At 60.9% G+C, this 22901-nt stretch carries 17 protein-coding genes; 8 read left to right on the forward strand and 9 right to left on the reverse strand.

Annotated elements, in window-relative coordinates; translation table 11 throughout:
- Positions 1–36 precede the first annotated feature (36 nt).
- Positions 37–909 carry a LysR family transcriptional regulator gene (locus tag AC19YS_RS30020; protein WP_500603395.1) on the reverse strand — a complete coding sequence of 291 codons (873 nt, stop codon included), beginning with the start codon at positions 907–909 and terminating at the stop codon, positions 37–39.
- Between the two features lie 141 nt (positions 910–1050).
- Between AC19YS_RS30020 and AC19YS_RS30025 the strand changes: the two genes are divergently transcribed.
- The 3 genes from AC19YS_RS30025 to AC19YS_RS30035 are packed head-to-tail and all read left to right on the forward strand — an operon-like array spanning position 1051 to position 4264.
- Positions 1051–2403 carry a GntP family permease gene (locus AC19YS_RS30025; RefSeq protein WP_106578926.1) on the forward strand — a complete coding sequence of 451 codons (1353 nt, stop codon included), beginning with the start codon at positions 1051–1053 and terminating at the stop codon, positions 2401–2403.
- Positions 2404–2423: 20 nt separating this feature from the next.
- Positions 2424–3197 carry a glucose 1-dehydrogenase gene (locus AC19YS_RS30030; RefSeq protein WP_106578927.1) on the forward strand — a complete coding sequence of 258 codons (774 nt, stop codon included), beginning with the start codon at positions 2424–2426 and terminating at the stop codon, positions 3195–3197.
- 14 nt (positions 3198–3211) lie between these two features.
- Positions 3212–4264 carry an L-idonate 5-dehydrogenase gene (locus AC19YS_RS30035; protein ID WP_500603396.1) on the forward strand — a complete coding sequence of 351 codons (1053 nt, stop codon included), beginning with the start codon at positions 3212–3214 and terminating at the stop codon, positions 4262–4264.
- A gap of 256 nt (positions 4265–4520) precedes the next feature.
- Here the strand turns inward: AC19YS_RS30035 and AC19YS_RS30040 are convergent, their stop codons facing one another.
- Together AC19YS_RS30040 and AC19YS_RS30045 are read right to left on the reverse strand one after the other, a co-directional pair.
- Positions 4521–5315, reverse strand: coding sequence for an ABC transporter permease (locus AC19YS_RS30040; RefSeq protein WP_500603397.1), 795 nt, complete (start codon positions 5313–5315; stop codon positions 4521–4523).
- Entirely contained in the window at positions 5312–5989 is a 678-nt protein-coding gene (locus AC19YS_RS30045; protein ID WP_500603398.1) for an ABC transporter ATP-binding protein, read from the reverse strand. The genes AC19YS_RS30040 and AC19YS_RS30045 overlap by 4 nt, the downstream gene beginning before the upstream one ends.
- Positions 5990–6121: 132 nt before the next feature.
- Here AC19YS_RS30045 and AC19YS_RS30050 point away from each other — a divergent pair, with 132 nt between their 5' ends.
- Together AC19YS_RS30050 and AC19YS_RS30055 are read left to right on the forward strand one after the other, a co-directional pair.
- Positions 6122–7198, forward strand: coding sequence for an aldo/keto reductase (locus tag AC19YS_RS30050; RefSeq protein WP_448194106.1), 1077 nt, complete (start codon positions 6122–6124; stop codon positions 7196–7198).
- A gap of 266 nt (positions 7199–7464) precedes the next feature.
- Positions 7465–8670, forward strand: a complete 1206-nt coding sequence (locus tag AC19YS_RS30055; protein ID WP_500603399.1) for a DUF1835 domain-containing protein — start codon at positions 7465–7467, stop codon at positions 8668–8670.
- Here the strand turns inward: AC19YS_RS30055 and AC19YS_RS30060 are convergent.
- Complete coding sequence (locus tag AC19YS_RS30060) at positions 8656–9771, reverse strand: catalase family protein (RefSeq protein WP_500603425.1); 1116 nt, start codon at positions 9769–9771, stop codon at positions 8656–8658. The genes AC19YS_RS30055 and AC19YS_RS30060 overlap by 15 nt on opposite strands.
- Positions 9772–10005: 234 nt before the next feature.
- On the opposite strand from AC19YS_RS30060, the gene AC19YS_RS30065 reads away from it, so the two are divergent.
- A complete protein-coding gene (locus AC19YS_RS30065; protein WP_500603400.1) occupies positions 10006–12324 on the forward strand; it encodes an FdhF/YdeP family oxidoreductase in 2319 nt (772 codons plus the stop codon).
- Positions 12325–12523: 199 nt separating this feature from the next.
- On the opposite strand, the gene AC19YS_RS30070 is transcribed toward AC19YS_RS30065, so the two are convergent.
- The 5 genes from AC19YS_RS30070 to AC19YS_RS30090 form a co-directional block, all read right to left on the reverse strand.
- On the reverse strand, positions 12524–13288 hold the full coding sequence (locus AC19YS_RS30070; RefSeq protein ID WP_200624500.1) for a fimbrial biogenesis chaperone: 765 nt from the start codon (positions 13286–13288) through the stop codon (positions 12524–12526).
- Entirely contained in the window at positions 13285–14598 is a 1314-nt protein-coding gene (locus AC19YS_RS30075) for a fimbrial protein (protein WP_500603401.1), read from the reverse strand. Before AC19YS_RS30075 ends, AC19YS_RS30070 begins: the two co-directional genes overlap by 4 nt.
- Before the next feature lie 23 nt (positions 14599–14621).
- Positions 14622–17231: a fimbria/pilus outer membrane usher protein gene (locus tag AC19YS_RS30080; RefSeq protein ID WP_500603402.1), complete on the reverse strand. Its 2610-nt coding sequence runs from the start codon at positions 17229–17231 to the stop codon at positions 14622–14624.
- Between the two features lie 49 nt (positions 17232–17280).
- On the reverse strand, positions 17281–18006 hold the full coding sequence (locus AC19YS_RS30085) for a fimbrial biogenesis chaperone (protein ID WP_500603403.1): 726 nt from the start codon (positions 18004–18006) through the stop codon (positions 17281–17283).
- Positions 18007–18095: 89 nt separating this feature from the next.
- A complete protein-coding gene (locus AC19YS_RS30090) occupies positions 18096–18623 on the reverse strand; it encodes a fimbrial protein (protein WP_200624503.1) in 528 nt (175 codons plus the stop codon).
- A gap of 247 nt (positions 18624–18870) precedes the next feature.
- Here AC19YS_RS30090 and AC19YS_RS30095 point away from each other — a divergent pair, with 247 nt between their 5' ends.
- Both AC19YS_RS30095 and pvrR read left to right on the forward strand, forming a co-directional pair.
- Complete coding sequence (locus AC19YS_RS30095) at positions 18871–21678, forward strand: ATP-binding protein (protein WP_500603404.1); 2808 nt, start codon at positions 18871–18873, stop codon at positions 21676–21678.
- Positions 21675–22871, forward strand: a complete 1197-nt coding sequence (gene pvrR / locus AC19YS_RS30100; protein ID WP_200624505.1) for a response regulator cyclic di-GMP phosphodiesterase PvrR — start codon at positions 21675–21677, stop codon at positions 22869–22871. The genes AC19YS_RS30095 and pvrR overlap by 4 nt, the downstream gene beginning before the upstream one ends.
- The last annotated feature ends 30 nt before the right edge of the window (positions 22872–22901 follow it).

Below are 22901 nucleotides of genomic sequence, written 5' to 3' on the forward strand. Positions count from 1 at the left end.
AGGATTTACAATCGAGCATTTCACCGGACGAAACAATCACTGCGCGAATAATTCCATGATCAGGCTGAACAGGGTGATCTTCACCGCGCTGTCCAGCTCGGTCCAGGCCAGTCCGGTACTGGCCTCATACGCCCCCAGCTCAAGGTGACGCGACACGCAATTGGCCGGCAGCGCGCGCGCCGCCTGTTGCGGCAACACCCCGACGCCCAACCCGGCAGACACCAGCGCGAGCATGGTGGTGAACTCACCCAGTTCCGAGGCGATGTCCAGCGTGATGCCCAGGGCATTGATGAACTCGTCGTAGAACCCCGGCGCATAACGACGCGCGAGGATGTACACCGGCACGTTGAGCAAGTCCTGGGGCTGGAGGGTGGTCTGGGCCGCCAAAGGATGATCGACCGGCAATGCCACGCAAAAACTTTCATGCAATACCGCGCGGGTCTGCACGCCGGGATGGGCGGCCGGCAGGCGCATCAGGCCGAAATCCAACAGGCCGTTTTTCAAGGCGGCGGCTTGATCGGGGCCGGGCATGTCCTTGAGTTCCAGCTCGATACGCGGGTAGCGCAGGTGCACGGCGCGGATCAGCTGCGGCAACAATTGCGGCAATACCGACGACACAAACCCCAGACGCACTCGGCCGATTTCGCCACGATGAGACGCCCGCGCGGCGTCTGCGGCGCGCGCGGCCTGGTGCAAGGTGGCCTGGGCTTCGGGCAAAAATGCGCGCCCTGCTTCGGTCAGCATCACCGAGTGGCGATTGCGATCCAGCAGGCGCACACCCAGGCCGCTTTCCAGCAACTTGATCTGCATGCTCAGCGCCGGCTGCACAATCGATAACTGCGCCGCCGCCCGGCCGAAGTGCAGTTGCTGGGCAAGCACCACGAAGGCGCGCAAGTGCTTTAACTCCACGAAATCTCCCGGTTATCAAAAACCATGATCACCCGATCACAAATGAAAATTGGACGCTGACCCGCGCCTGCGGTGAAGTAACGCACCGTCATACACGATATGACAGGGCTTGGCCTCTAACAATGAGAACAAGGAGGCACCATGCTCGGCATGGCTAACGACACTTATCTGCTGGTGGATGCGCTGGTCACGATTATCGGATTGATATTGTTGATCACCCATTTGAAGGTCCATCCGTTTGTCGCGCTCACCGTTGCCGCAGGCTTTCTTGGCCTGACCTCCGGCATGCCGGTGGACAAGGTGATGAAGTCTTTCCAGGACGGTTTTGGCGGCGTACTCGGGTTTGTCGGCATCATTCTTGGCCTGGGCACCATGCTCGGCAAACTGATGGCCGACTCCGGCGGCGCCGATCAGATCGCGCGCACGTTGATCCGCGCATTCGGCAAACAGCGCGTGCACTGGGCAATGATGTTCTCGGCGTTCCTGGTGGGCATTCCGCTGTTTTTCGAGATCGGGTTTGTGCTGCTGATCCCTCTGGTGTTCATCGTGGCACGCCGTACCGGGCTGTCGCTGATCAAGGTCGGCATGCCGCTGCTCGCCGGGTTGTCGGTGGTGCACGGGCTGGTGCCGCCGCACCCGGGGCCGCTGCTGGCCATCGGGATTTTTGGCGCGGACATCGGCAAGACGATTTTCTACGGGCTGATTGTCGGCCTGCCCACGGCGGTGATCGCAGGCCCGCTGTTCGGCAACCTGATTTCACGCTACGTCCCCGGCCACGCATCGCCGGAACTGATGGAGCAACTGGCGAAAGAGTCCACGGGGGAAAACCTGCCGGGCTTTGGCATCACCGTCACCACCATCCTGTTGCCGGTGGTGCTGATGTTGCTCAAGACCTTCGCCGACGTGGCCTTCGCTGCCGACAGCGTGTTCCGCGTGTGGATGGACTTTATCGGCCACCCGATCACCGCGTTGCTCGCGGCGCTGCTGCTGGCGTTCTATACCTTTGGGGCGGCCCGCGGTTTCTCGCGTGAACAGCTGAGCAAGCTATTGGATTCAAGCTTGGCCCCGACCGCCGCGATTGTGCTGATCGTCGGCGCCGGCGGCGGCTTCAAGCAGATGCTGGTGGCCAGCGGCGTCGGCGACGTGATCGGGCACATGGCGGTGCGCGCCGAGATCTCGCCGATCCTGCTGGCGTGGTTGGTGGCGGCGGTGATTCGCGTGGCCACCGGTTCCGCCACCGTGGCGACGATCACCGGTGCGGGAATTGTCGCGCCAGTGATCGGGCTGATGCCCGGCGTGAACCGTGAGCTGCTGGTGCTCGCCACCGGTGCCGGTTCGCTGGTGCTGTCACATGTCAACGATGCCGGGTTCTGGTTGGTGAAGCAGTATTTCAACATGACCGTCGTCGAAACTTTCAAGACCTGGACGCTGATGGAGACCGTGCTCTCCTTCGCCGCCCTGGGGTTCATCATGCTGCTGTCGTTGGTGGTGTGAAGCGTTAGGAGAGGTAGCCCATGCAAAGCGTTTTAGACAACTTCCGCCTCGATGGCCGGCTCGCGCTGGTCACCGGTTCCAGTGCCGGTATCGGCCTGGCGATTGCTCGTGGTCTGGCCCAGGCCGGTGCGCGGGTGGTGCTCAACGGGCGCAACCGCGCCACCTTGCGCGATGCGGCCGCACTGCTGACGCTCGAGGGCCTGGAGGTGCACACCCAGGCATTCGACGTGACCGACAGCGCGGCGATCCAGGCCGCCGTGGCCGACATCGAGGCGCGCCTGGGGCCACTGGAAATCCTCGTCAACAACGCCGGCATGCAACGCCGTGGCCCGTTGGAAGACTACAGCGAGCAACACTGGCGCGAGCTGATCAGCACCAACCTCGACAGCGCCTTCCTGGTCGGCCAGGCCGTGGCCCGAGCAATGATCCCGCGCAAGCGTGGGCGCATCATCAATATCTGCTCGGTACAAAGCGAGCTGGGCCGCCCTGGCATCGCGCCGTATGCGGCGAGCAAAGGCGCGTTGAAAATGCTCACCAAGGGCATGGCCATCGACTGGGGCCCGCACGGGCTGACCGTCAACGGCATCGGCCCTGGCTACTTCAAAACCGAACTGAACGCCAACCTGGTGGCCAACCCCGACTTCAGCGACTGGCTGGTGCAGCGCACGCCGAGCCGCCGTTGGGGCGACGTGGCCGAACTGGCCGGTGCCGCGGTATTCCTTGCCAGTGACGCCGCCAGCTTCGTCAACGGTCATATCCTCTACGTCGACGGTGGCATCACCGCGTCGCTGTAATCCTGGAGAATTTTATGCACGCTATCGTCTGTCACGCTTCAAAGGACCTGCGGGTCGATCCCCAGGATGAACCGCAACCCCTCGCCCCCGACCAGTTACGCGTGCGCATCGCGCGGGGCGGTATCTGCGGTTCGGATTTGCACTACTACCAACACGGCGGCTTCGGCACCGTGCGCCTGCGCGAGCCGATGGTGCTCGGCCACGAAGTGTCGGCGGTGATCGACGCGGTAGGCAGCGACGCCGGGGTATTCAAGGTTGGCGAGCGCATTGCGGTGTCGCCATCGCGCCCCTGCGGCGGCTGCCGCTATTGCCATCAGGGCTTGCCCAACCACTGCCTGAACATGCGCTTCTACGGCAGCGCAATGCCCTTTCCCCACATCCAGGGCGCGTTTCGCCAGAGCCTGGTGATCGAGACCCATCAGGCGCATCGCCTGGCCGACCACGTCAGCCTCGCCGAGGGCGCACTGGCCGAGCCGTTGTCAGTAGGCTTGCACGCGATTCAGCGCGCTGGCGCGGTGTTCGGTAAACGCGTGCTGGTGACCGGCTGCGGCCCGATTGGCAACTTGCTGATCGGCAGCCTGCGTGCTGCCGGTGCCGGTGAAATCGTGGCTGTGGACCTGTCCGCCAGCGCCCTCGCCTGCGCCGAAAAAATGGGAGCCACGCGTACCCATAACATTGCCGACGGCGCCGATGCGCTCAAGCGCTACACCGCCGAAAAGGGCTATTTCGAGGTGATGTTCGAAGTCTCCGGCAGCGCCCAGGCCCTGCGCAGCGGCCTGGATTGCATCGCCCCGCGCGGGGTGCTGGTGACGGTGGGCCTGGGCGGTGATGTGTCGCTGCCGCTGAATTTGCTGGTCAGTCGTGAGATCGACTTGCGCGGCACCTTCCGGTTCCACGCGGAGTTTGCCCAGGCGGTGGATTTGCTCAATCGCCAGATCGTCGATGTACGCCCGGTGATCTCCCACACCGTGCCGTTCGGTGATGCGGTGCAGGCATTTGAACTGGCGGCGGACAAGACCCAGGCCATGAAGGTGGTGCTGGACTTTGGTGTGCCGGATCTGGATTGACGCCTGGCCTGGAATGCAATCCCCCCAGCAAAGTTGATCCCTGTGGGAGCTGGCTTGCCTGCGAAAGCGGTGGCTCAGTTACACATGAGCTGGCTGCCCCACCGCATTCGCGAGCAAGCCCGCTCCCACATTTGATCGACATCAGTGCTGAAGGCTGCGCAGGTCGCTGGGCCGACTGGACCAGTGCCGAGTGTCTGTCTACGCTCACCACCGAGTGGAACCCTCCATCGCCAAGGGTTGCAACAACACGTTAGGCTCAGGCGCGCTCTTCAAGCCTGAAGCGCAAAAAACGATGGCTCTTGGAAAACAACCGCCGGTAGGTGAGCAGTACCGCACCTACCGTGCCCAACGCCGACGACGCGGCGATCAGAAACATGATCACGATCTGATACCGCACCGCGTCCACCGGGCTCTCTCCCGCCAGCACCTGGCCGGTCATCATGCCGGGCAGGCTGACGATGCCAACCACGGTCATCTGGTTAAGCGTCGGGATCATCCCGGCGCGTACTGCCTGGCGGATGGCTTCCTGCGCGGCTTCCCAGCGCGAACCGCCCAACGCCAGGATCATCTCGATGGTGTTGCGCTCCGAGGTCAATTCCTGGGTCATGCGCTCGATGCCCAGTGACACGCCGGTCAGGGTATTGCCAAGGATCATCCCCAGAATCGGAATCGCATACTGCGGCTCGTACCACGGGTGGATGCGGATCACCGCAAACAACCCCACCGCCGTGACCAGCCAGGAGCTGCCCCACACCGACAGGATGCTGTCGACCCGTTGCCCACGATAGGTCCTGCGCCCACGTCCGGCCGCCGACAGGCCGGCGATCAAAGTCATCGCGCACATCAGCGGCAGCACCACGTACCAGTAGGCAAACTCGAACACCCAGCCCAGCAGATAACCAATGGCCAACAATTGCACCACCGTGCGCACCGCCGCCCACAGCAACTGGCGACCCAGGCCCAGGCGCAAGAGCAACGACAGCGCGCCGTTGATCAGGATCAGCGAGGCGGCGATGCCCATGTCCAGCGCGGTGAGATTTTGATAATTCATGGTTGGGCCACTGCGCTCAGCACGCCGGCGCTCATCTGCAGGTGGATGGCGCTCATGCGTTGGGCCTGGTCGAGGTCGTGGGACACCCAGATGAAAGCACGCGAGTTGTCGCCGGCAAACCAGGCGTCGATCAGCGCTTCCACATCACGGGAGGACGTGGGATCGAGGGCCGCTGTGGGTTCGTCGAGCAACAGCACTTCGGGGTTGAGTTGCAGCGTGCGGATCAGCGCGACCACCTGGGCTTCACCGCCCGACAGGTCACCGGCATTTTTGTGCAGAAAGTCCGCAGTTTTACCGGCATGCCCCAGCAGCGTGGTGACCGCCTGCAGGTCAAAGCGGCGCTTGCGCAACGTCTTGAGGCTGAACGGAAAACGCAGGTTGTCCTGCACCGTGCCATCAAGCAGCGCAGGGCGTTGCGACAGGTAGCTGATGTGGCTGCGGTAATGGGGAATGTCGGCATTGGCAACCGGCTGGCCATTCCACAGAATCTGCCCCGAGGTGGGCGCATCCAGCAGCGCCAGCGCGCGCAGGAACACGCTTTTGCCGGAGCCGGAAGAACCGGTGATCGACACGCGGTCGGCGCTGTTGAGGGTGAAGTCCGTCGGTTCAAGCAAGGCCACTTGGCGACGCTCGTCCACGCGCGTGAGGGCGCGGGTTTCTATCAGTGTGCTCATGGACGCGGTGTTCCTCTTAAATCCTGTTGGGGGCAATGGTGCGGCAGGTGCACGAAGATTTCATGAAAAAATTCAAACTATCGCCATTCATGTCGTTCACACCTTCACGTGCAACGTAAAACAGGAGGCGACATGCAATACCGACAACTGGGCCATTCAGGCCTGCTGGTATCCGAAATCATCCTGGGCACCGTGCCCTTCGGCGGTCGCGCCGAGTTTGAAAAGTGCGGCGCGGTGGACGTGCCGCAGGCCAAGCGCATGTTCGACATCGCGTTCGACGCCGGCGTGAATATGGTCGACACTGCCGATCTCTACTCCCACGGCCTGGCCGAGGAAGTGGTGGGCAAGGCCTTGGGCGACAAGCGTCACGACATCCTGTTGGCCACCAAGGGCCGCAGCCCGGTGGACAAGAACCCGAACAACTCCGGGTCCTCGCGCTACCACTTGATTCGCGCCTGCGAAGCCAGCTTGAAGCGCCTGGGCACCGACCACATCGACCTGTACCAATTGCACAATTGGGACGGCATGACGCCCATCGAGGAAACCCTCGAAGCACTGCGACTGTTGGTCGGTTCGGGGAAGATCCGCTACTTCGGCACCAGCAATTTCACGGCCTGGCAAATGATGAAAACCCTGGGCAAGGCCGAGCTGCACGGCATGCTCAAGCCCATCACCCAGCAGATTTACTACACGCCGGAATCGCGCGAAGCCGAATATGAACTGCTGCCGCTGGCACTCGACCAGTCCGTCGGCACGCTGGTGTGGGGCCCGATGGGCGAAGGCCTGCTGACCGGTTCGACGCGGCGCGGGCACACACCACCGGCCACTACCCGCCAAGGCAGTGGCTGGCCGGAACCCTATGTGCATGACCAGGAACGCGCGCTGGATATCATCGAAACCCTCGCCGCCGTGGGCGACGAACACGGTGTATCGGTGGCGCGCACTTGCCTGGCGTGGCTCAAGGATCGCCCGGGCATTACCTCGCTGATCGTCGGCGCCCGCACCGAAGCACACTTGCGCGACAACCTTGCGGCGACCGAACTCAAACTCACCGAAGAACAGTTTTCACGCATCGAGGCGGTGACACGGCGCCAGCCGTTGTACCCGTACTGGCATCGCTTCACTGCCGGGATTGACCGTTTTGATCCGGCGGAGCAGCCGTTCCTGGCCGAGCATCAAAAGACCATGGATGCGCGCAAGGACAAGTAAGAGCAACACGACAAAAAGGTGGGGGCGGGCCTGCCCGCGAAGGCGATGGTTCCGTCAGCGCATTGGCTGACGGAACCATCGCCTTCGCGGCCAGGCCCGTTCCCACACTGGCAGGGTTGCACTGAGCGCCAATGCTGCCTATATTTCCCGCCTGGCGCTCTCTACGCCACCTTCCGCGGAAAGGGCTGCGCCCAAGACACTCAAGCTGCATTTCATTTTTACGACTCCCAACCTTAAAGCGGAAAAGGTCTGTGCAAGGAGATCGTATGTCGCAACGCCCTTTATCCTCCAACACCGATGGCCGTCTTAACCTTGAGCAGCAGCGCAAGCGCGCCAAGGAACTGTTGCCGCGCCTGAAAAGCCAGGACCCTACCGCCACGTTGTCCCAGGCCCAATGGTACGTCGCCCGGCAACTGGGGTTCAGCAGTTGGCCCAAGCTCAAGGCGCACGTCGACGCCCTTGACTTCGCCGCCCGCCATCCCGCGTTTGAGGCCAGCGATGAAGCCCGCACCACCCACTGGCGTTGCGGCAGCGACATCGCCCATAGCCTGCAGGTGGCTGGGTTCAAAGGCCGGTTCCAGATGCTCACCGATCCGCTGTGCATGGGGCCGGTGCGTGACCTTCCCGGCGACGCATTCGGCGCGATGCGCAGCGCGTTTATCAGCCAGGCCTTCGCCCTGGACCCCACCGAAGTCGCGCGGCGCATCAACGATGAATACCACCAACTTGGAGCCTTGGCCGACGCCGATCACAGCGTGCTGTGGTGTGAGGCGGATGCCTACGACCAACTGTTCCTGATCCGCGCGTTGGCCGGGCTTGAGCAGGCACCGCGCAAGCTTGAGCTGATCGAAGTGGACCGCATTCCCGGCGTCGAGCGGTTTATCGGCATTGGCCAACTGGCACCCGATGTCCTCGCGTGGTTATGGCCACAGCGCCGGTTGATCGACGATGAGGCCGTGCAACTGGCCAAGCAGGCCTGGTCGGCTTACTGCAACCCCTCGCCGGTCAACTGGGCGCAACTGGCTCAGGGCAACCACCGCGCCCTGCCCTTGCTCGCGCCGGCACTGACGCGTCAATTGCAGGAATTGCCAGGCAGGCGGGATGGTTTGTCACTCACCGAACGCTTGTCCCTGCAGTACATCGCCGAAGCCGGACCCGTGCCGTTTGGTCGAGTGTTCGCAGAACTGATGGGCAAGCGCGAGCCGCTGCCGTTTCTGGGCGACATGATGTTTCATGCGTTGTTGCGGCCGTTGATTGATGGTGACGAGCCGTTACTGGTCGAGACTGCGACCGAGCCCGAATGGCCGCGTCGCCCACTCGCACTGACCCCACTAGGGCACGCGGTGCTGAACGCCGACGCTTATTGGCTAGACCACGCCAACCAGGTGCGTTGGGTTGGCGGGGTGTGCCTGGAACCCCGCCAACCCCACTGGACGCTGGATGACGACCACCAGCCTTTATGGCGTGATTGACGGCCGCGGTTCGTGGATCGGGCACCCGTTGTGCTCGGCCCTGAACCCCGACGACATCTCGTAAGCCGGTTTACGCACGCGCATTACTCCGCCCAACGGGCGATGCGCCGCCAGCCCGTGCCACGGGCTGAAGGCCATGCCGTCGTCGATTTTCTGGACGTTTTCAGGGCTCCAGGCCGCTTGGGGCTCAAGGTCGATGCGCGCCACGGTCACGTACGGGCTGAGGTCCTCGGGCCATTGCACGGAAGCATCCTCGATGGGCATTTTTTCCAGGTCAGTGGCCAATTGCACGCGCACCTCCCAAGTGCCGCCGCTCTGGGCAAAGTAAGCCTCAACGGCTGCGCGCAGGCCGTCGGGGTTATCGCCAAAGTCCACGTGCAAGTCGGTCAATGCCGTCAGGTTGGACGACACCGGCACCACAGCGATTTTGGCGTAGTAAGGGCCATAGAGCATCGCCACCACGCTGGAAAAACTCTCGCCGAGGATATGGGTCTGGGGATGGCCGCCGAGGCTCTTCAGCGTGCCGCTTTCGCCGCCCATGGATTCGAGTGTGGCTTCCACGCCTCGCAACAGCGCCGAGAAGGCTTTTTTCATGCCCGGCGCCTTGTCAGTGGTCTTGGCCAACAATTTCAGCGTCTTCAAAAAAGCCTTGGGCGTCGCGGCCGTGAAGGCCTTGGCGTTTTGCATGACGAAATCCTGGGTGACCTCGCCCTCACTGCCCGGCAATCGCGGGCCGTCCACGCCGACGATCTTGATTGCCAACCCGCGGGGCGTGGACACCTTGTCATCGAGAATATCGCCTGGGTTGGTCGAAAAGCGCAGGTACACCGGCAAGCGCACCGGTTTGGCGAAGGCGCCCTGGGCCAGTGTGGCGGGCAGGTTTTCCAGCACGCTGATGTGCCCGCGCAGCAAGCCATGGGCCTTGGCGTGGACACTGCGAGTGGCATGGCCATTGTCGCGAAAGGTAGTTTCCATGATGCCGTGCAGCGCTTCAGCCAGCTCCTTGCTGGTCTGCGCTTCATCATCGGGAATCTGTTCGAATGACGGCTCAAAAGCCAAAGGCTGAATCGCTGGGTTGACTGCAGGTAGGTCGTTCATCAGGCGTCTCTCCGCTCGGCAAGGTATTCACGGCAGGCTTTTTTCTAATAGGCAGCGACGACTGAATAAATGCGGCCGTCTTGATTGATAGGGCCGAGGCAGAGAAACGGATGTTCAACAAATCCGCACGGCGTCGGACGAGCGGTTAGCCTGCCGCCCGGAAGCCCGCTCGAACCTTTTGCCAAGCGTACTCGTCGTAACGTTATCCCTCACCGATAAAGCCCTCAGGTGCAGCCCATGCTCATCTATCCAAAAGCCCACTTTCACCCCTACACCCACGCGAGCGGCGGCTGGGGCTCGGCGCAGTCGGTGATGAAAATTCTCTGGCGCGAACAGGCCTTTGCCAAGGCCACCAAAGCGCTGCTCAAACAGAACAAGCCCGATGGCTTCGCGTGCGTCAGTTGCGCCTGGGCCAAACCCGGCAAGCCGCATGCCCTGGAGTTCTGCGAAAACGGCGCCAAGGCCACGGCCTGGGAACTGACCTCGCTCAAAACCTCACCCGCGTTCTTCGCCGAACACTCGCTCAGTGAGCTGCGCCAATGGTCGGACTACGCACTGGAGCAACACGGGCGACTGACCCATCCGATGCGCTACGACGCGGCCACCGACCGCTACCGCGAAACGTCATGGGAGGAGGCTTACCGCGAGATCGGCGCGCAATTGCAAACGCTGCAACCCGACAGTGTGGTGTTTTACGCCTCGGGCCGCGCCTCGCTGGAAACCTCGTTCATGTACCAGCTGTTCGCCCGGGCCTATGGCACCAACAACCTGCCCGACAGTTCGAACATGTGCCACGAAAGCACCTCGGTCGGCTTGCAGGAGAGTATCGGCATCCCCGTCGGGAGCGTGACGCTGGAAGATTTCGAGCACACCGACTGCCTGTTCTTCTTCGGCCAGAATGTCGGCAGTAATGCCCCGCGCATGCTTCACCAGTTGCAGGATGCGCGCAAACGCGACGTGCCGATCATCACCTTCAACCCCTTGCGCGAACGTGGGTTGGAACGCTTCGTCAATCCGCAATCACCGGTGGAAATGCTCACCCCCGAATCCACCGTGATCAGTACCCAGTATCACCAGGTGGCAATCGGTGGCGACACGGCCGCCCTGCTCGGCCTGGCTAAAGTGCTGCTGGAGCTGGACGACCAGGCACAGCGCGACGGGCGTGCGCCGGTACTCGACTACGGCTTTATCGCCGAACACACCGAAGGCTTCGACGCGTTTGCGGCGATGGTTCGCGCCGCGCAGTGGCCGACCATCGAGCGCCGCTCCGGCCTGAGCCGCAGCGCCCTGGAGGCGGCCGCGCAGGTGTACGCGCGCAGTAACCGGGTCATGATGATCTACGGCATGGGCCTGACTCAGCATCGGCACGGGGTGCAAAACGTGCAAATGCTGGTGAACCTGTTGCTGATGCGCGGCAATTTCGGCAAGCCGGGTGCAGGTATCTGCCCGGTGCGCGGCCACTCCAATGTGCAGGGCCAGCGCACGGTGGGCATTACCGAAGACCCGAAAAAAGTCCCGGTCGAACTGATCGAGCAGCAGTTCGGCTTCAAGGTGCCGGAGCAAATGGGCCTGTGCACGGTGGACGCCTGCGAAGGCATTCTGGCCGGGCGCGTGCGCGGCTTTATCGGCTTGGGCGGCAACTTCCTGCGCGCGATTCCCGACACGTCGCGCATGGAGCCGGCCTGGCAAACCTTGCAACTCAACGTGCAGATCGCGACCAAACTCAATCGCACGCACTTGTTGCCCGCGCAACACCAGTGGCTGCTGCCGTGCCTGGGGCGTATCGAAATCGACCGGCAGCAGGGGGTCGAGCAAACCTGGGCCACCGAGGACAGCACCGGCTGCATCCACGGCTGGCATGGCAGCGCCGAACCGGTCAGCGCCCACGTGCGCGCCGAGGCCAGCATCGTCGCCGGCCTGGCCCAGGCCACGTTGCCAGCGGGCGGCTCAATTGACTGGCAAGGCTGGAGCGCGGACTACTCAAAAGTGCGCAGCGCCATCAGCCTCATCTATCCGCAGATCTTCCACGACATGGAAACCCGCATGGCCGAACCGGGAGGATTTCACCGCCCCATCGCCGTTGCACACCGCGAATGGCTGACCGACAGCGGCAAGGCACAGTTCGTGCTGCCCGCCACGCTCAATGAAGACGATGACGTCAACACCCAGGTGCTGGCGCGTGATGTGCTGCAACTGATGACGCTGCGCAGCAACGACCAGTTCAACACCACGATCTACGGCTACGAGGATCGCTTTCGCGGCATCAGTGGCACGCGCGAGGTGATCTTCATGCACCGCAACGATATCGCGCGGCTGGGTTTCGAGAACGGTCAGGGGGTGATGTTGACCACCGCCATAGAGCCTGAGGTCAAGCGCCAGGTCGGCCCGCTGGAAATCGTTGCGTATGACATCCCCGAAGGCTGCGCCGCCGCGTATTACCCTGAATGCAACCCACTGGTGCCGCTCTGGCACCACGCCGAACGCAGCAAAGTGCCGGCGGCCAAATCGGTGCCGATACGCTTGAGCGTGCCGGTTGATGCGCTTGGGCGACAGTGACAGGTGCAGGTCTGGTGCTCTGACTGACACCACCAATCGCTAAGCGATTGGTGGCCCAGTGGGTTGTTATGGCTGTGCATCAACGCGTTGACCTTCCACCGTGCGACAACGCAGCGTTGATGATCCTCGGGGCGAAGGCAAGTCGCCCGCCCGGCCTATAGCAACGCTGAAGTGTTTGCGGCTTGATCAACGATTGTCATTAAGGCGCCTGAAGCACCGACGCGCTCGCGTGGCCGTCCACATAGTGGCCGCCGTCATCAATCAGTGTGTAGCTGATCTGTACGCTGGTAACGGCGCTATAGGTGAAGTTTTCCAGCGGGTAGATTTTGTCGCTGAGCGGCGGCGCCATCATATCGAGTGACTTTGCAACGGGCTGTTCACGCCCTTGAACACCTACGCGCAGAGAAGAAAACGAGGCGTGATAAGGGCTGGGGTTATGGCACACAAGCACCCAGCTGCCGGCATGCGGCTCGATACGAAAGGTAAGGGTTTCTGCCATTTTCTCGGGAGCGCCAGGCAGGTGGGCGGGACGATAAAATATTTTCATCTGGGTGTTCATGGCCACGGCGACGCGCGTCGATAAGGCAGGCGCGTCGGCTTTGGCAGGAGGGATCTCGTACAAATTCAGCCAGCTCACGGACTCACGGTCCTTGGGCAGCGCGCTACCGTCATAAACAATGCGCAGGCCCTGCAACGCCTGAGGTTGCAGGCGAAATACCGAGGGCAGAGCAATCATTGCCGAGACTGAGTTTTCCGGCGCGCGGTTGCCCTCACCGTTGTCGACCCAGGTTTGTACGACTACGGGGTAAGAGTTGGTGTTGGCCAGCATCAGCGAGCGTTGGGTCTGGCCCTCGTGAAAAATCAATCGCGTCTGTTCGGGCATTAGCCCGGCGCGGGCAATTGAGGACGCACTCATTGCCGCGCACATCCACAACAGTGCCGAGTAGAACGCCAGCCTGATCATTGGACCTTCACCAGCACGTACGCGGTGGCGTTGACCTTGCCCGGCTTCGCTGTTGCGCCAGGCAGCGTGCTGAGGGTCGCGGTGATCGTCTGTAGGTAGCTGGTGTAACCGGACGCATTACTGCCGGCGCTACTGGCACCCGCCAGTACCGGATACCAGCCGCCGGTGGCGCCCGCGCCGGTGCCTGACCATCCCAGAAAATTCATGGCACTGCCGTTGCTGGCGTTACGCAGACTGATACCCACCCCGGTGGCTACCGAAGGATCGGTGCCATAGCCATTGGACACTAGATAGGTCACCCCGCCTCCACTGGTCAGCAACCCCAGGGACTGGGCTTGGGTATAGGCGCTGTAGGCCACTTGAATACCCAGTGCGGTCTGGTTGCTGGCGGTTCCGGAACTGGCGGTGTTGCTGCATTCCAAACCAATGGTGAAGTCGCTGCTGCGCGTCATGCCCTGGTTCAACTCAGTCGCGGTGATCGGCAGGAAACTCACTACGGGCGTGACATTACGCGCCACGCAGGTAGCGGTGTAGCTGATTGACGCGGCGGAACGCATGCCAAATGCAATACCGTTACCCGCGCCCCAAAAATTGTAGTTGGTGTTAGAGTCCGACCCAACCGCGTCCGAAGCGATGCCACCCCCCCGAAACTGGACGTAGCCATTGGGCTGGGTGCAGGTATAGCTGTAGGTGCCACTGCCGCTGGAGGCTGCCAGCCCCCCGCAGTAGTTACTTCCCGAGCCAGACGATGGCGGGAGGCTGGAGACGCGAGCCAGTTCGCCTTGGATCATACTCAAGTGTTTGGCTTTGATCTGGATCTTGCTGCCGACCGTATCGTACTGGGTAATCTTGGCGTCCTGCCAATAGCGGGTGAACACTTTCCCTGAGTTCAGGTGCGTCAATTTAACCCCAACATAGGGAAACCAACTGGCGTAATAACCTGGCAGCCCATCGTTGATCGAGGCCCCGGAACCGTTGCCGATTTCCCAGTATCCACCCACGCGATCGTCACCATTGGTGGCGAATACCTCGTAGATGCTATCGGCGTCACTCAGGTCGCACTCCCACAATACGGTCTCGCTGGTGAGACCGGGCGCCGTTGCGGCCGAGACCACAACTGAACCTAGCTGGGTGCCTACCGGTTGCAGGTAGGTTGAAGTGAGGTTGACCCTGCCAAACGTCAGCTGTGCCGAGTTGCCATCGTACACCTGACTGCCGTTGTATACGCGTCTGCAGGTGGCTTCGGCGTCCATGACCACAGTGGCACCGAGGGCCACGAGCAGCATAAACAGAGGGCGAAAAAGAATCATCGTTAGCTCCAGTAACAAATAGTTCAGGGGCGGCGGCAATCGCTATTGAGTTTGATCAGGGTCTGGCTGACATCCTGGTGCGCCAGATCAAACTGCATCCGGCACTGCTCGCTTGCGCCGTCACCCCATCGAACGGTCAGGCGGCCTTTGAGTTTTTCGGTGCGCAGGTATGCCTGGCTGCCTTGGCCGACCATGCCGACGAGGCTGCCGTTTTCGTCCAACACATCAGCTCCCATAGGCACGGCCTCACCACCGGGGCGCACGGCTTTAACCAGAATTGCGTTACCAACGCGGGTCTTGAACTCCACTTTCACCGCAGCGCCTGCATAGGGTGCGACGCGACGCTGACCGTCATTGAGTTCGGCTTTTTCACTCATGCCCTCAGGGTTGATGGCCACCGTGTTGTAACGGTACGGGGTCAGCGACGGCACCAGCGCGTACCCGTCGCTGTTGATGGTTGCCCCCATGCCGTTCATGACTTTCGCACCGCTGGCACCCTTGGCTTCGATCAAGGCGAAGGTGTCGCCCAGGTAAGGCCCGAAGGTCACCCCGCCGCTGTGCACCGCCAAGGCACCGCGAGCGCTGCCGGAGGCTTGCCAGTAATCTTGCCCTTTGGACGCGCTGGCGCTGACTGAGGCGTTGGGCAGATATTTCTGAACGTTGGCGCTCCACACGTTCTGTTTTTGATCGGCATCGCGGGACACATCTACGCTGTAGCTCAAGCTCTGATCGGCACCCTGGGTGCCCGACAATGAGGTTTGATAGAGGTCGCCAGAGGTAGAGCTGTGTGTCACCGAGCTGCTCAGCGACGGTACATTCGAGCGAGCCGGGCTGCCCAGTGGAAAGGACACCGAGAGCAGCGTGACGGTCTCTTGGGTACCGGCACTGCGGGTGGTGCCCACCCCGTTGTCCGGGACGGTGTTACCCAGTTGGTCGTTGTAGTTGCCGCTTCTGCGGTTCAGGTAACTGCCGGTGCTCTGGCGCGACACCGAGAGGTTGACGCTGACGTTGTTGCGCAACGTGTTGGACCAGCCAAACTGCAGTTGCGTGTCGCGTTCGCGGCCGCTGCGGTAGTCCTGGGTCGAACCGGACAAAAACACACTGCCGTAGTCATTGAGGTTTTGATTGATCGACACCTCAAAGCGTGAGCGTTGCATATAACTTGTCGACTCCCACGTTTGCTGGTTGCGGATCGACTCGCGCACACCGAGCACGTCGCCGAGGTCCCGATAGCCTTCGGTTGAATAACGGTAGCCGGCAATCGACAGCGTGGTATTAGTCGGCTGGAAAGTGCGGCTGTAGGACAGACGCGCCATCCAGCCATCGAGCTGACCTTCGTTCGGCAGGTCAGCGCGCGAGTAAGTAGTGTCCAACCCGAATGCGCCCAGGGTGCTGGCGTAGACGCCGCCGAGCACCAGCGCCTGGTAGCCGTCGGCTACCCGCAAGCCGCTGTTGGCGGTCACGCTGTTGGTCAGGCCACGCTGGTAAGTTATTTCACCGAACGGGTCGTTGTCGCCGAGATCGCGGCTTCGGCCCAGCGCCATGCTGTAGCGTGAAAGGCCAGGTCGCAACGATTCGGGTACCGCAGAAAAAGGTACTGTAAAGCGGCTGACGCTGCCGTCGGCCTCGACCACCGACACTTCAAGGTCGCCATTGTAGCTGGTGGAATACAGGTCGCTGATTTCGAAAGGACCGGGCGCGACGGTGGTCTGGTAGATGTCATTGCCATTCTGGCGCACGATGACCTGCGCGTTGGTTTTGGCAATCCCACGCACTGTAGGTGCATAGCCGCGCACTGACTCCGGGAGCATGCGGTCGTCCGACGCAATCTCCAGCCCGGTGTAGCTCATGCCCGAAAAAAAGCGACCTGAAGTAAAACCCTGGCCAACGGTCATTTCGCCTTGTAATCCGGGCAAGGCGCGTTGGGCATAAGTACGGGTAGTGTTCCAGTGGCTGCCATTGTCGTTGTCGTATCGTAAGTTGCCTTGTTGGCGCAGGCGCCACAGCCCCATGTTCAAGCCGCTGTTAAGAGCTAGGTAGCTGGAATCGGAACTGCCGCTGTAGTTGCCTGTGCGTGTGACGTGGTATTGGCTGGCGCTGTAGTTCACGAAACCGATGGTATTGCCATCGTCCAGGTTTTGCGCCGAGACGTAGCCACGCGGGGTCTTCTGCATCAGGCTTTGTGGCACATTAAGGTCCAGCCGCAACTGCCCGAAATCGAATGCCGTCGACGCACCCGGAACGGATTGGCCCAACACCAGGCACCGGTCGGCGCCGGGGGGCTGAATCGCACTTTTGAGGACCCCACTGCTTTCCAGCAACGCAACGGGCAGACAGGGCTGCACATCCCCTTCACCCTGGTCGGCGAAGCGCAGGTCGACGCGATTGACAAAGCGCCCGTTAATGAACAAATCCACCCGGTATTGCCCAGGCTCAATGGCATTGACCTTGTTAAAGCGCGTGAGTGAACCGCTGCCAAACAGCATGTTGTCGTCGAATACATAAGCGTCGGTGGAAGCTGGGGCGGTGCTTTGCGCAAAGGCGATGCCTGGACTCATAAAGCTGACGGTGCTGAACAGGCTTGACTGCACGAAATTGCGTAACCAGCGGTTACGTTCCAATACAAGATCCATCTTGAATGCTGATACGCGACAGGTAGGCATGACTATCACCCCAGGCCGATCAAAGAAGCGGCAGATCAGTGACTACATCAGCACCGAAATCGTTGACCAATGTCAGCCGCACGGTGTCACCCGCAGCGGCGGAAGCGCCGGCAGGCAGCGCCCAGACGGCTTGGCTCAACGGAGCGACCATCGACTCTTGGGCAATCGCGTAAGACTTGCCCCGGCTGACCACGTCGGCCCGGCGCACGGTGGCAAAATAGCCGCTGTCATTACTCGCGGTCACCGCCCTGCCCTGAAGCTTGAAATGCAGGGACTGGCTTAGCGCATCGGGGTTTCCGGCCAATGCTTGTGGGCGGTAAAACAACTTCATGCGGCTACTGACGCTGAGCAGCAACTTGTTGGCGTGCAACTCGCTGGCCTTCATCGCCGGCATCTGCACGAAATTGAGGTAGAACAGCGATTCGCGGTCCTTCGCCAAGTCGCTGCCGGTGAAGACCAGACGCACGACCTGGCCGGCGTTGGGGTTCATGCGAAAGACCTGCGGGCTGGCGAGGAATGGCGCGTCAGCGGTTTGTGCCGTGAGGTTCGGATTGCCCGTGTCGAGCCACACTTGGACCAGGTAAGGATGGGTGTCCTGATTGGTCAGTTGCACCATCTTTTCCTGGGCTTGAGCCGGGTAGATCACACGGGTACCGGTCATTACAACGCTGGCATGTGCATAGGAAGTAATGGCCGTGCCAAAGGTCAGCGCCAGTGCCATTGCGGTTTTCTTCAGGCGAGTCATGGTGTTCTCCGTCCAACACGTGCAGAGCGGGTGAAGAATGAGGGCGTGGGTAAAAGTGCCGGGCACAGGGCCCGGCAGGGTGACTGGGATTACAGATAATCCAAGGCGTATTGCGCGGTGGCCGAAACAGTACCGGCTGTAGCGGCGCCTTCTTCGCTGATGTAGCGAACCGCAAAATCATGGCTAGCGCTGGTGGCGCCGGAGCTCAGGGTCAGGCCTGGAACAGAGGTAATCCCGTTGAGCACAACGGCGGACCCACCCGTTTCGCCGAGCAGTTGCACTTGTACGTTAGTGGCCGTACCCGCGTTGGCCAGGTTGCCTGCGCTGGTCACGTTGCTACCCAGGAAAGCCGTCTTGATGGCAAGGTTCGAAGAAGGTGCAGTGCATCCGCTCACGCTGATGGTGAATGGTGTCTCGCCTGCCGTGCTACCCACCGCATTCAGGGCCGCAGCGCTGACAGTAGGCATCAGGATGACCGGGTTCGCCGCGTTGCCATTGACTGCTACAGCGCAGGTCTGAGCCGACACCTGGCCGGTAAACGTGATGGTGTTCTGGGCAGCTGCGAAGGTCAGTGCTGGAGCGGCGGTCATGGCCAGGATCAAGGCGATGCGTTTCATTGTGGAACTCCTCATTAAAATCGATTTGGGCTGTGCGTGGATGCTGTCCGGTATTCGCCAAGGGGCGTAATGGAGCCGATCCAGGCACCGCAATTTTAAGGAAAGGAGGGGTTGGGTTTAATCAGGCGATTCTTAAAAAGCACACCTGGCCATGCCTGGCACCCGCTAGCCCAACCCGGCCGAAAACGCTAGGGAATTTAAGGATCGTCTTATTCCGACGTCTTGGCCGTTGCATTAACGTTGCCTGATGAAACTACGCCAACCCCTACCTCCGTTCGATACGTCGTTCTCAACTCCCACGGCCGCGAGAAAGTTGCTGCGCCTGTTGGTCATCGCTCTGGTGTTGGGGTTTTACGCGGGCGTCTATAGCTATGTGAGCGGTACCTTGAGCCAGGAGATATCCCAACGACGCAGTTACATGAATGCGGCGATATCCAATGCGCAGAGTTTTTTCGTCAGCCGCCAGACACTGCTCAAGACGCTACGGTTGGCAGCCGTGCGCCGCATCACCGCGCCGGTAGCCAATGCGAACGTGGTGGAAGGTGAGGAAGTCCATCTGGGCCTGGGATCGGGCAAACAGGCCTGGAGCCTGTGGTTGACCCACCGCATGATTGACTACCTGCGGTTCAATAACGTGAATCTGTTGTACGTCGCGACCGGCACCAAAGCCGAAGTGATGCGCCTGATTCCCGCACGCGAACCGGTCCAGTTGATTGCTCCGCACTTGCTGACGCGGCTCAACGCTGAATATGACAGCACCGCCGACGAGCTATGGCTCACGGACCCTGAGCGTGACGATTCGCCCCTGTATATATTCACCCGCCTCGATGACCGTAATCCTCACTCGGGTTGGCTGGGGTTAGAAGTCGAGTCGCCAGACCTGCTCAACGCCCTGCGAAACGAAAACGCCGGCCAGTTCACCTTGCTCGATGCGAGCGGCCAGTTGATCTTTGATAGCGTGCAGGGGCATGCATTACGCCTGGAATTAGCCCAAATGCCAGCGCATCAATCGTTCGGCTTTGTAGGCGGCCACTGGCTACCCGACCATCTGGCGATTCGCAAACAGCTGGGCTTTTCGAATTGGCAGCTGGTCTACGCGCTCGACATGCACTCATTGCTCCCGGCGTTGATAACGCCCGTGCTGATCAGCGTATTGCTCTGCGTGCTTGTCACCTGGCTGATGATCTGGCTGATGCGGCGTGTCGATCAGCGCCTGATCATACCCGCCGGCAATCGCATTGAGGCGCTGGTGGAAAGTGAGGCTTTCAGCCGCGCAGTCATCCGCATTGCGCCAGTGGCGCTGTGCGTGCTGCGCCGCCAGGACGGCGAGGTGGTGCTTGATAACCCGCTCTATACCCAGTGGATAGGCGACAGCCAAGAGCGCCAGCAGCGCAGTGCGGAATGGATCCGTCGCGGCTTTGATGATGCCGAACACAACACCGTCGATGAGTTGCAACTGGCGGATGGTCGGCACCTATATCTGAGCTTCGCGCGTACTCGCTACAAACGCGAAGACGTATTGATTTGTGCGTTTAGCGACATCAGCGCACGGATGCAAGTAGAAGTCGCCCTGGATCGGGCGCGGCGCATGGCTGACGCCGCCAACGAAGCCAAGACGTTGTTCCTAGCAACCATGAGCCATGAAATACGTACGCCGCTGTACGGGGTGCTGGGCACACTGGAGTTGTTGGCGCGCACAGAGTTGAGCGATCAGCAAAAAGGCTATCTGCAGGCTATCGAGGGGTCTTCCGCCAACCTTCTGCAACTGATCAGCGACGTGTTGGACGTATCGCGTATCGAAGCGGGGCAGTTGCAACTGGAGTGCAGCCGATTCTCGCCGCTGGACTTGAATGAGGAAGTGATTCACGGCTATGCCGCCGCGGCTCAACGCAAAGGCCTGCAATTGTTCGCCTGTGTCGATCCGCAATTGCCGGATTGGTTGAACGGCGACGTCAGCCGTATTCGGCAGATTCTCAGCAACCTGCTCAACAATGCGCTGAAATTTACCGACAGCGGCCGGATCATTCTGCGCGTCAGGCTGGACAGCTGTGACGGTGAGCGTGTGATGTTGCACTGGCAGGTGTCCGATACCGGCAAAGGTATCTCCCACGAAGAACAGCAACACCTGTTCGAGCCGTTTTACCAGGCCGATGGGAACACCCATGTGGTGGCGGGCACCGGCCTGGGCCTGTCCATCTGCAAGCGCTTGATGCACCTGATGAACGGCAGCATGCGTGTGGTGAGTGAACCGGGCCTGGGCAGCAGCTTTACCCTGCACTTGCCTCTTGAGCAACTGTCGGCGCTGGCACCGTCACTGGGCGCTGACGATCTGTTGCCAGAGTTGGTCTGCGTGCTCTCGCCGGTACGCGAGTTGGCCGTCAGCATCTGTGGCTGGTTGTGTCGATGGGGCGCGCGCGCCCAAGTCGGCTTGCCTAAGGCCTATGACCACACGGAGGGTGCGGTGCTGCTTGAATTGCACCCAGGACGGCTTGGCGAAACGTTGGCCCCGAAGTGGGAAGGCCCGCGCGTACTGGCTGCCAGTGACCTGCATGATGATGCAGTGAATAACCCGGTTGGCACGGTCAGTTTCAACAGTTTAAAAGCCCTGCGCATGGCGATAGGGGCCGCTCAAGGGCAACTCATGCGTGGCACGAAGGCATCTGCGCAAAGCTATCCGGTCTTCAATCTGGGTATCCACGTGCTGGTGGCCGAAGATAACGTCATCAACCAGTTGATTTTGCGCGATCAGCTCGAAGAGCTTGGCTGCACGGTCGAATTGGCCGGTGACGGGCTCATCGCCCTGGAGATGTGGCGCCATTCGGCGTTCGACCTGATCCTCACCGACATCAATATGCCGCGCATGAACGGCTACGAACTGACCGCAAAGTTGCGTAGCCTCGACTGCCACTTGCCGATCATCGGGGCTACCGCGAATGCAATGAGCGAAGAAGGTGAGCGTTGCCTGGAAGCGGGCATGAACCGCTGCCTGGTCAAGCCTTTTGCATTGCGCACGCTTTACGCCTGCCTGGAACCTTACCAAAGGAGTGGCAATTGAAACCCTATCGGGTGCTGATTGTTGAAGACCACCCCTTTCAGCATGAACTTTTGCGCAATCTGTTCAGTACTCTCGGTGGGTTTCACGTAGAGGCCGTATGGGATGGCGTTACGGCGCTGCAGCGCCTGAACATTCAGACTTACGATCTGGTCGTGACTGACTTATTCATGCCCGTAATGGATGGTGTGCAACTGATCCAGAACATTGGCAGACTCGGCAAAGCGCCTGCACTGGCGCTGATGAGTGTGGCCTCGCGACGCATGTTGGTTAGCGCCGGGCTCGCGGCGAACAATCTGGGCCTGGAAGTGCTGAGTCTTATTTCAAAACCGGTGGATGCGTACGACATCACGCGCTTGCGCGATTGCCTCGATAAGCGCCGCAGTGACTTGGATGCTTCCCGTGCCCATGCGGCCCCCCCAGCTCGCCAGTGCCTGCTGGCGGCCATGGAAAGCGGTGAAATACAGGCTTGGTTTCAACCGAAAAAATCGTTGCGTGACGGCCGAGTATGCAGCGCCGAAGCGTTGGTGCGTTGGCGACATCCACAGCAGGGAATGTTGCTGCCAAGAGATTTTCTTCCAACACTTCAACGTTTCGGGCTGGAAGAAAGACTGCTCTGGCTGATGCTGGAACAGACTATCGAGGCGCAGTCATTGTGGCGCCGACGTGGCTGCGAAGTGCCCGTGTCGATCAACTTGCCGACCCATCTGCTCGACAGCCATGACCTTGCCGATCGTTTGCATGATCGCGTCTTGGCCCTGGGCGCGGAGCCTGCCTCGATTGGTTTCGAGCTGATGGAGACCTCCACCACCGAGTCGCTCAGCCACTACTACGCCGGCGCCTGTCGCTTGCGCATGAAAGGTTTCGGACTGGCGCAGGACGACTTCGGCAAAGGTTTCAGTTCCTATTTCAACCTCGTGTCCACCCCCTTCAGCGAACTGAAAATTGATCGTTCATTGGTACACGGGTGCGTCGACAACGAAAACCTCGCCACCGCGTTGCAGAGCATTGTCGAACTGAGCCGCAAGCTGGGCTTGACGGTGACGGCCGAAGGTGTGGAAACCCAGGATGAACTAGAGTTCCTGCGCAAGATCCAGTGTGATCAGGCGCAAGGCTTCCTGATCTGCTGCGCCGTACCGCCCGAGCGTTTTTTTGAACTGCTGCGCGAAGATGGCCTGAAGCCAGCACTAAAGTGAAGTCAGATTGTCTACCTGTAACGCGCCATG

It is taken from the genome of Pseudomonas sp. MF08831 (assembly GCF_059862645.1).

What these genes read in the sequence shown, in the direction of transcription:
- AC19YS_RS30030 (WP_106578927.1), top strand. Translation starts at nt 2,424, where the DNA reads ATGCAAAGCGTTTTAGACAACTTCCGCCTCGATGGCCGGCTCGCGCTG.
- AC19YS_RS30055 (WP_500603399.1), top strand. Translation starts at nt 7,465, where the DNA reads ATGTCGCAACGCCCTTTATCCTCCAACACCGATGGCCGTCTTAACCTT.
- AC19YS_RS30045 (WP_500603398.1), bottom strand. Translation starts at nt 5,989, where the DNA reads ATGAGCACACTGATAGAAACCCGCGCCCTCACGCGCGTGGACGAGCGT.
- AC19YS_RS30050 (WP_448194106.1), top strand. Translation starts at nt 6,122, where the DNA reads ATGCAATACCGACAACTGGGCCATTCAGGCCTGCTGGTATCCGAAATC.
- AC19YS_RS30070 (WP_200624500.1), bottom strand. Translation starts at nt 13,288, where the DNA reads ATGATCAGGCTGGCGTTCTACTCGGCACTGTTGTGGATGTGCGCGGCA.
- AC19YS_RS30080 (WP_500603402.1), bottom strand. Translation starts at nt 17,231, where the DNA reads ATGGATCTTGTATTGGAACGTAACCGCTGGTTACGCAATTTCGTGCAG.
- AC19YS_RS30095 (WP_500603404.1), top strand. Translation starts at nt 18,871, where the DNA reads ATGAAACTACGCCAACCCCTACCTCCGTTCGATACGTCGTTCTCAACT.
- AC19YS_RS30090 (WP_200624503.1), bottom strand. Translation starts at nt 18,623, where the DNA reads ATGAAACGCATCGCCTTGATCCTGGCCATGACCGCCGCTCCAGCACTG.
- AC19YS_RS30040 (WP_500603397.1), bottom strand. Translation starts at nt 5,315, where the DNA reads ATGAATTATCAAAATCTCACCGCGCTGGACATGGGCATCGCCGCCTCG.
- AC19YS_RS30085 (WP_500603403.1), bottom strand. Translation starts at nt 18,006, where the DNA reads ATGACTCGCCTGAAGAAAACCGCAATGGCACTGGCGCTGACCTTTGGC.
- AC19YS_RS30025 (WP_106578926.1), top strand. Translation starts at nt 1,051, where the DNA reads ATGCTCGGCATGGCTAACGACACTTATCTGCTGGTGGATGCGCTGGTC.
- AC19YS_RS30065 (WP_500603400.1), top strand. Translation starts at nt 10,006, where the DNA reads ATGCTCATCTATCCAAAAGCCCACTTTCACCCCTACACCCACGCGAGC.
- AC19YS_RS30075 (WP_500603401.1), bottom strand. Translation starts at nt 14,598, where the DNA reads ATGATTCTTTTTCGCCCTCTGTTTATGCTGCTCGTGGCCCTCGGTGCC.
- AC19YS_RS30035 (WP_500603396.1), top strand. Translation starts at nt 3,212, where the DNA reads ATGCACGCTATCGTCTGTCACGCTTCAAAGGACCTGCGGGTCGATCCC.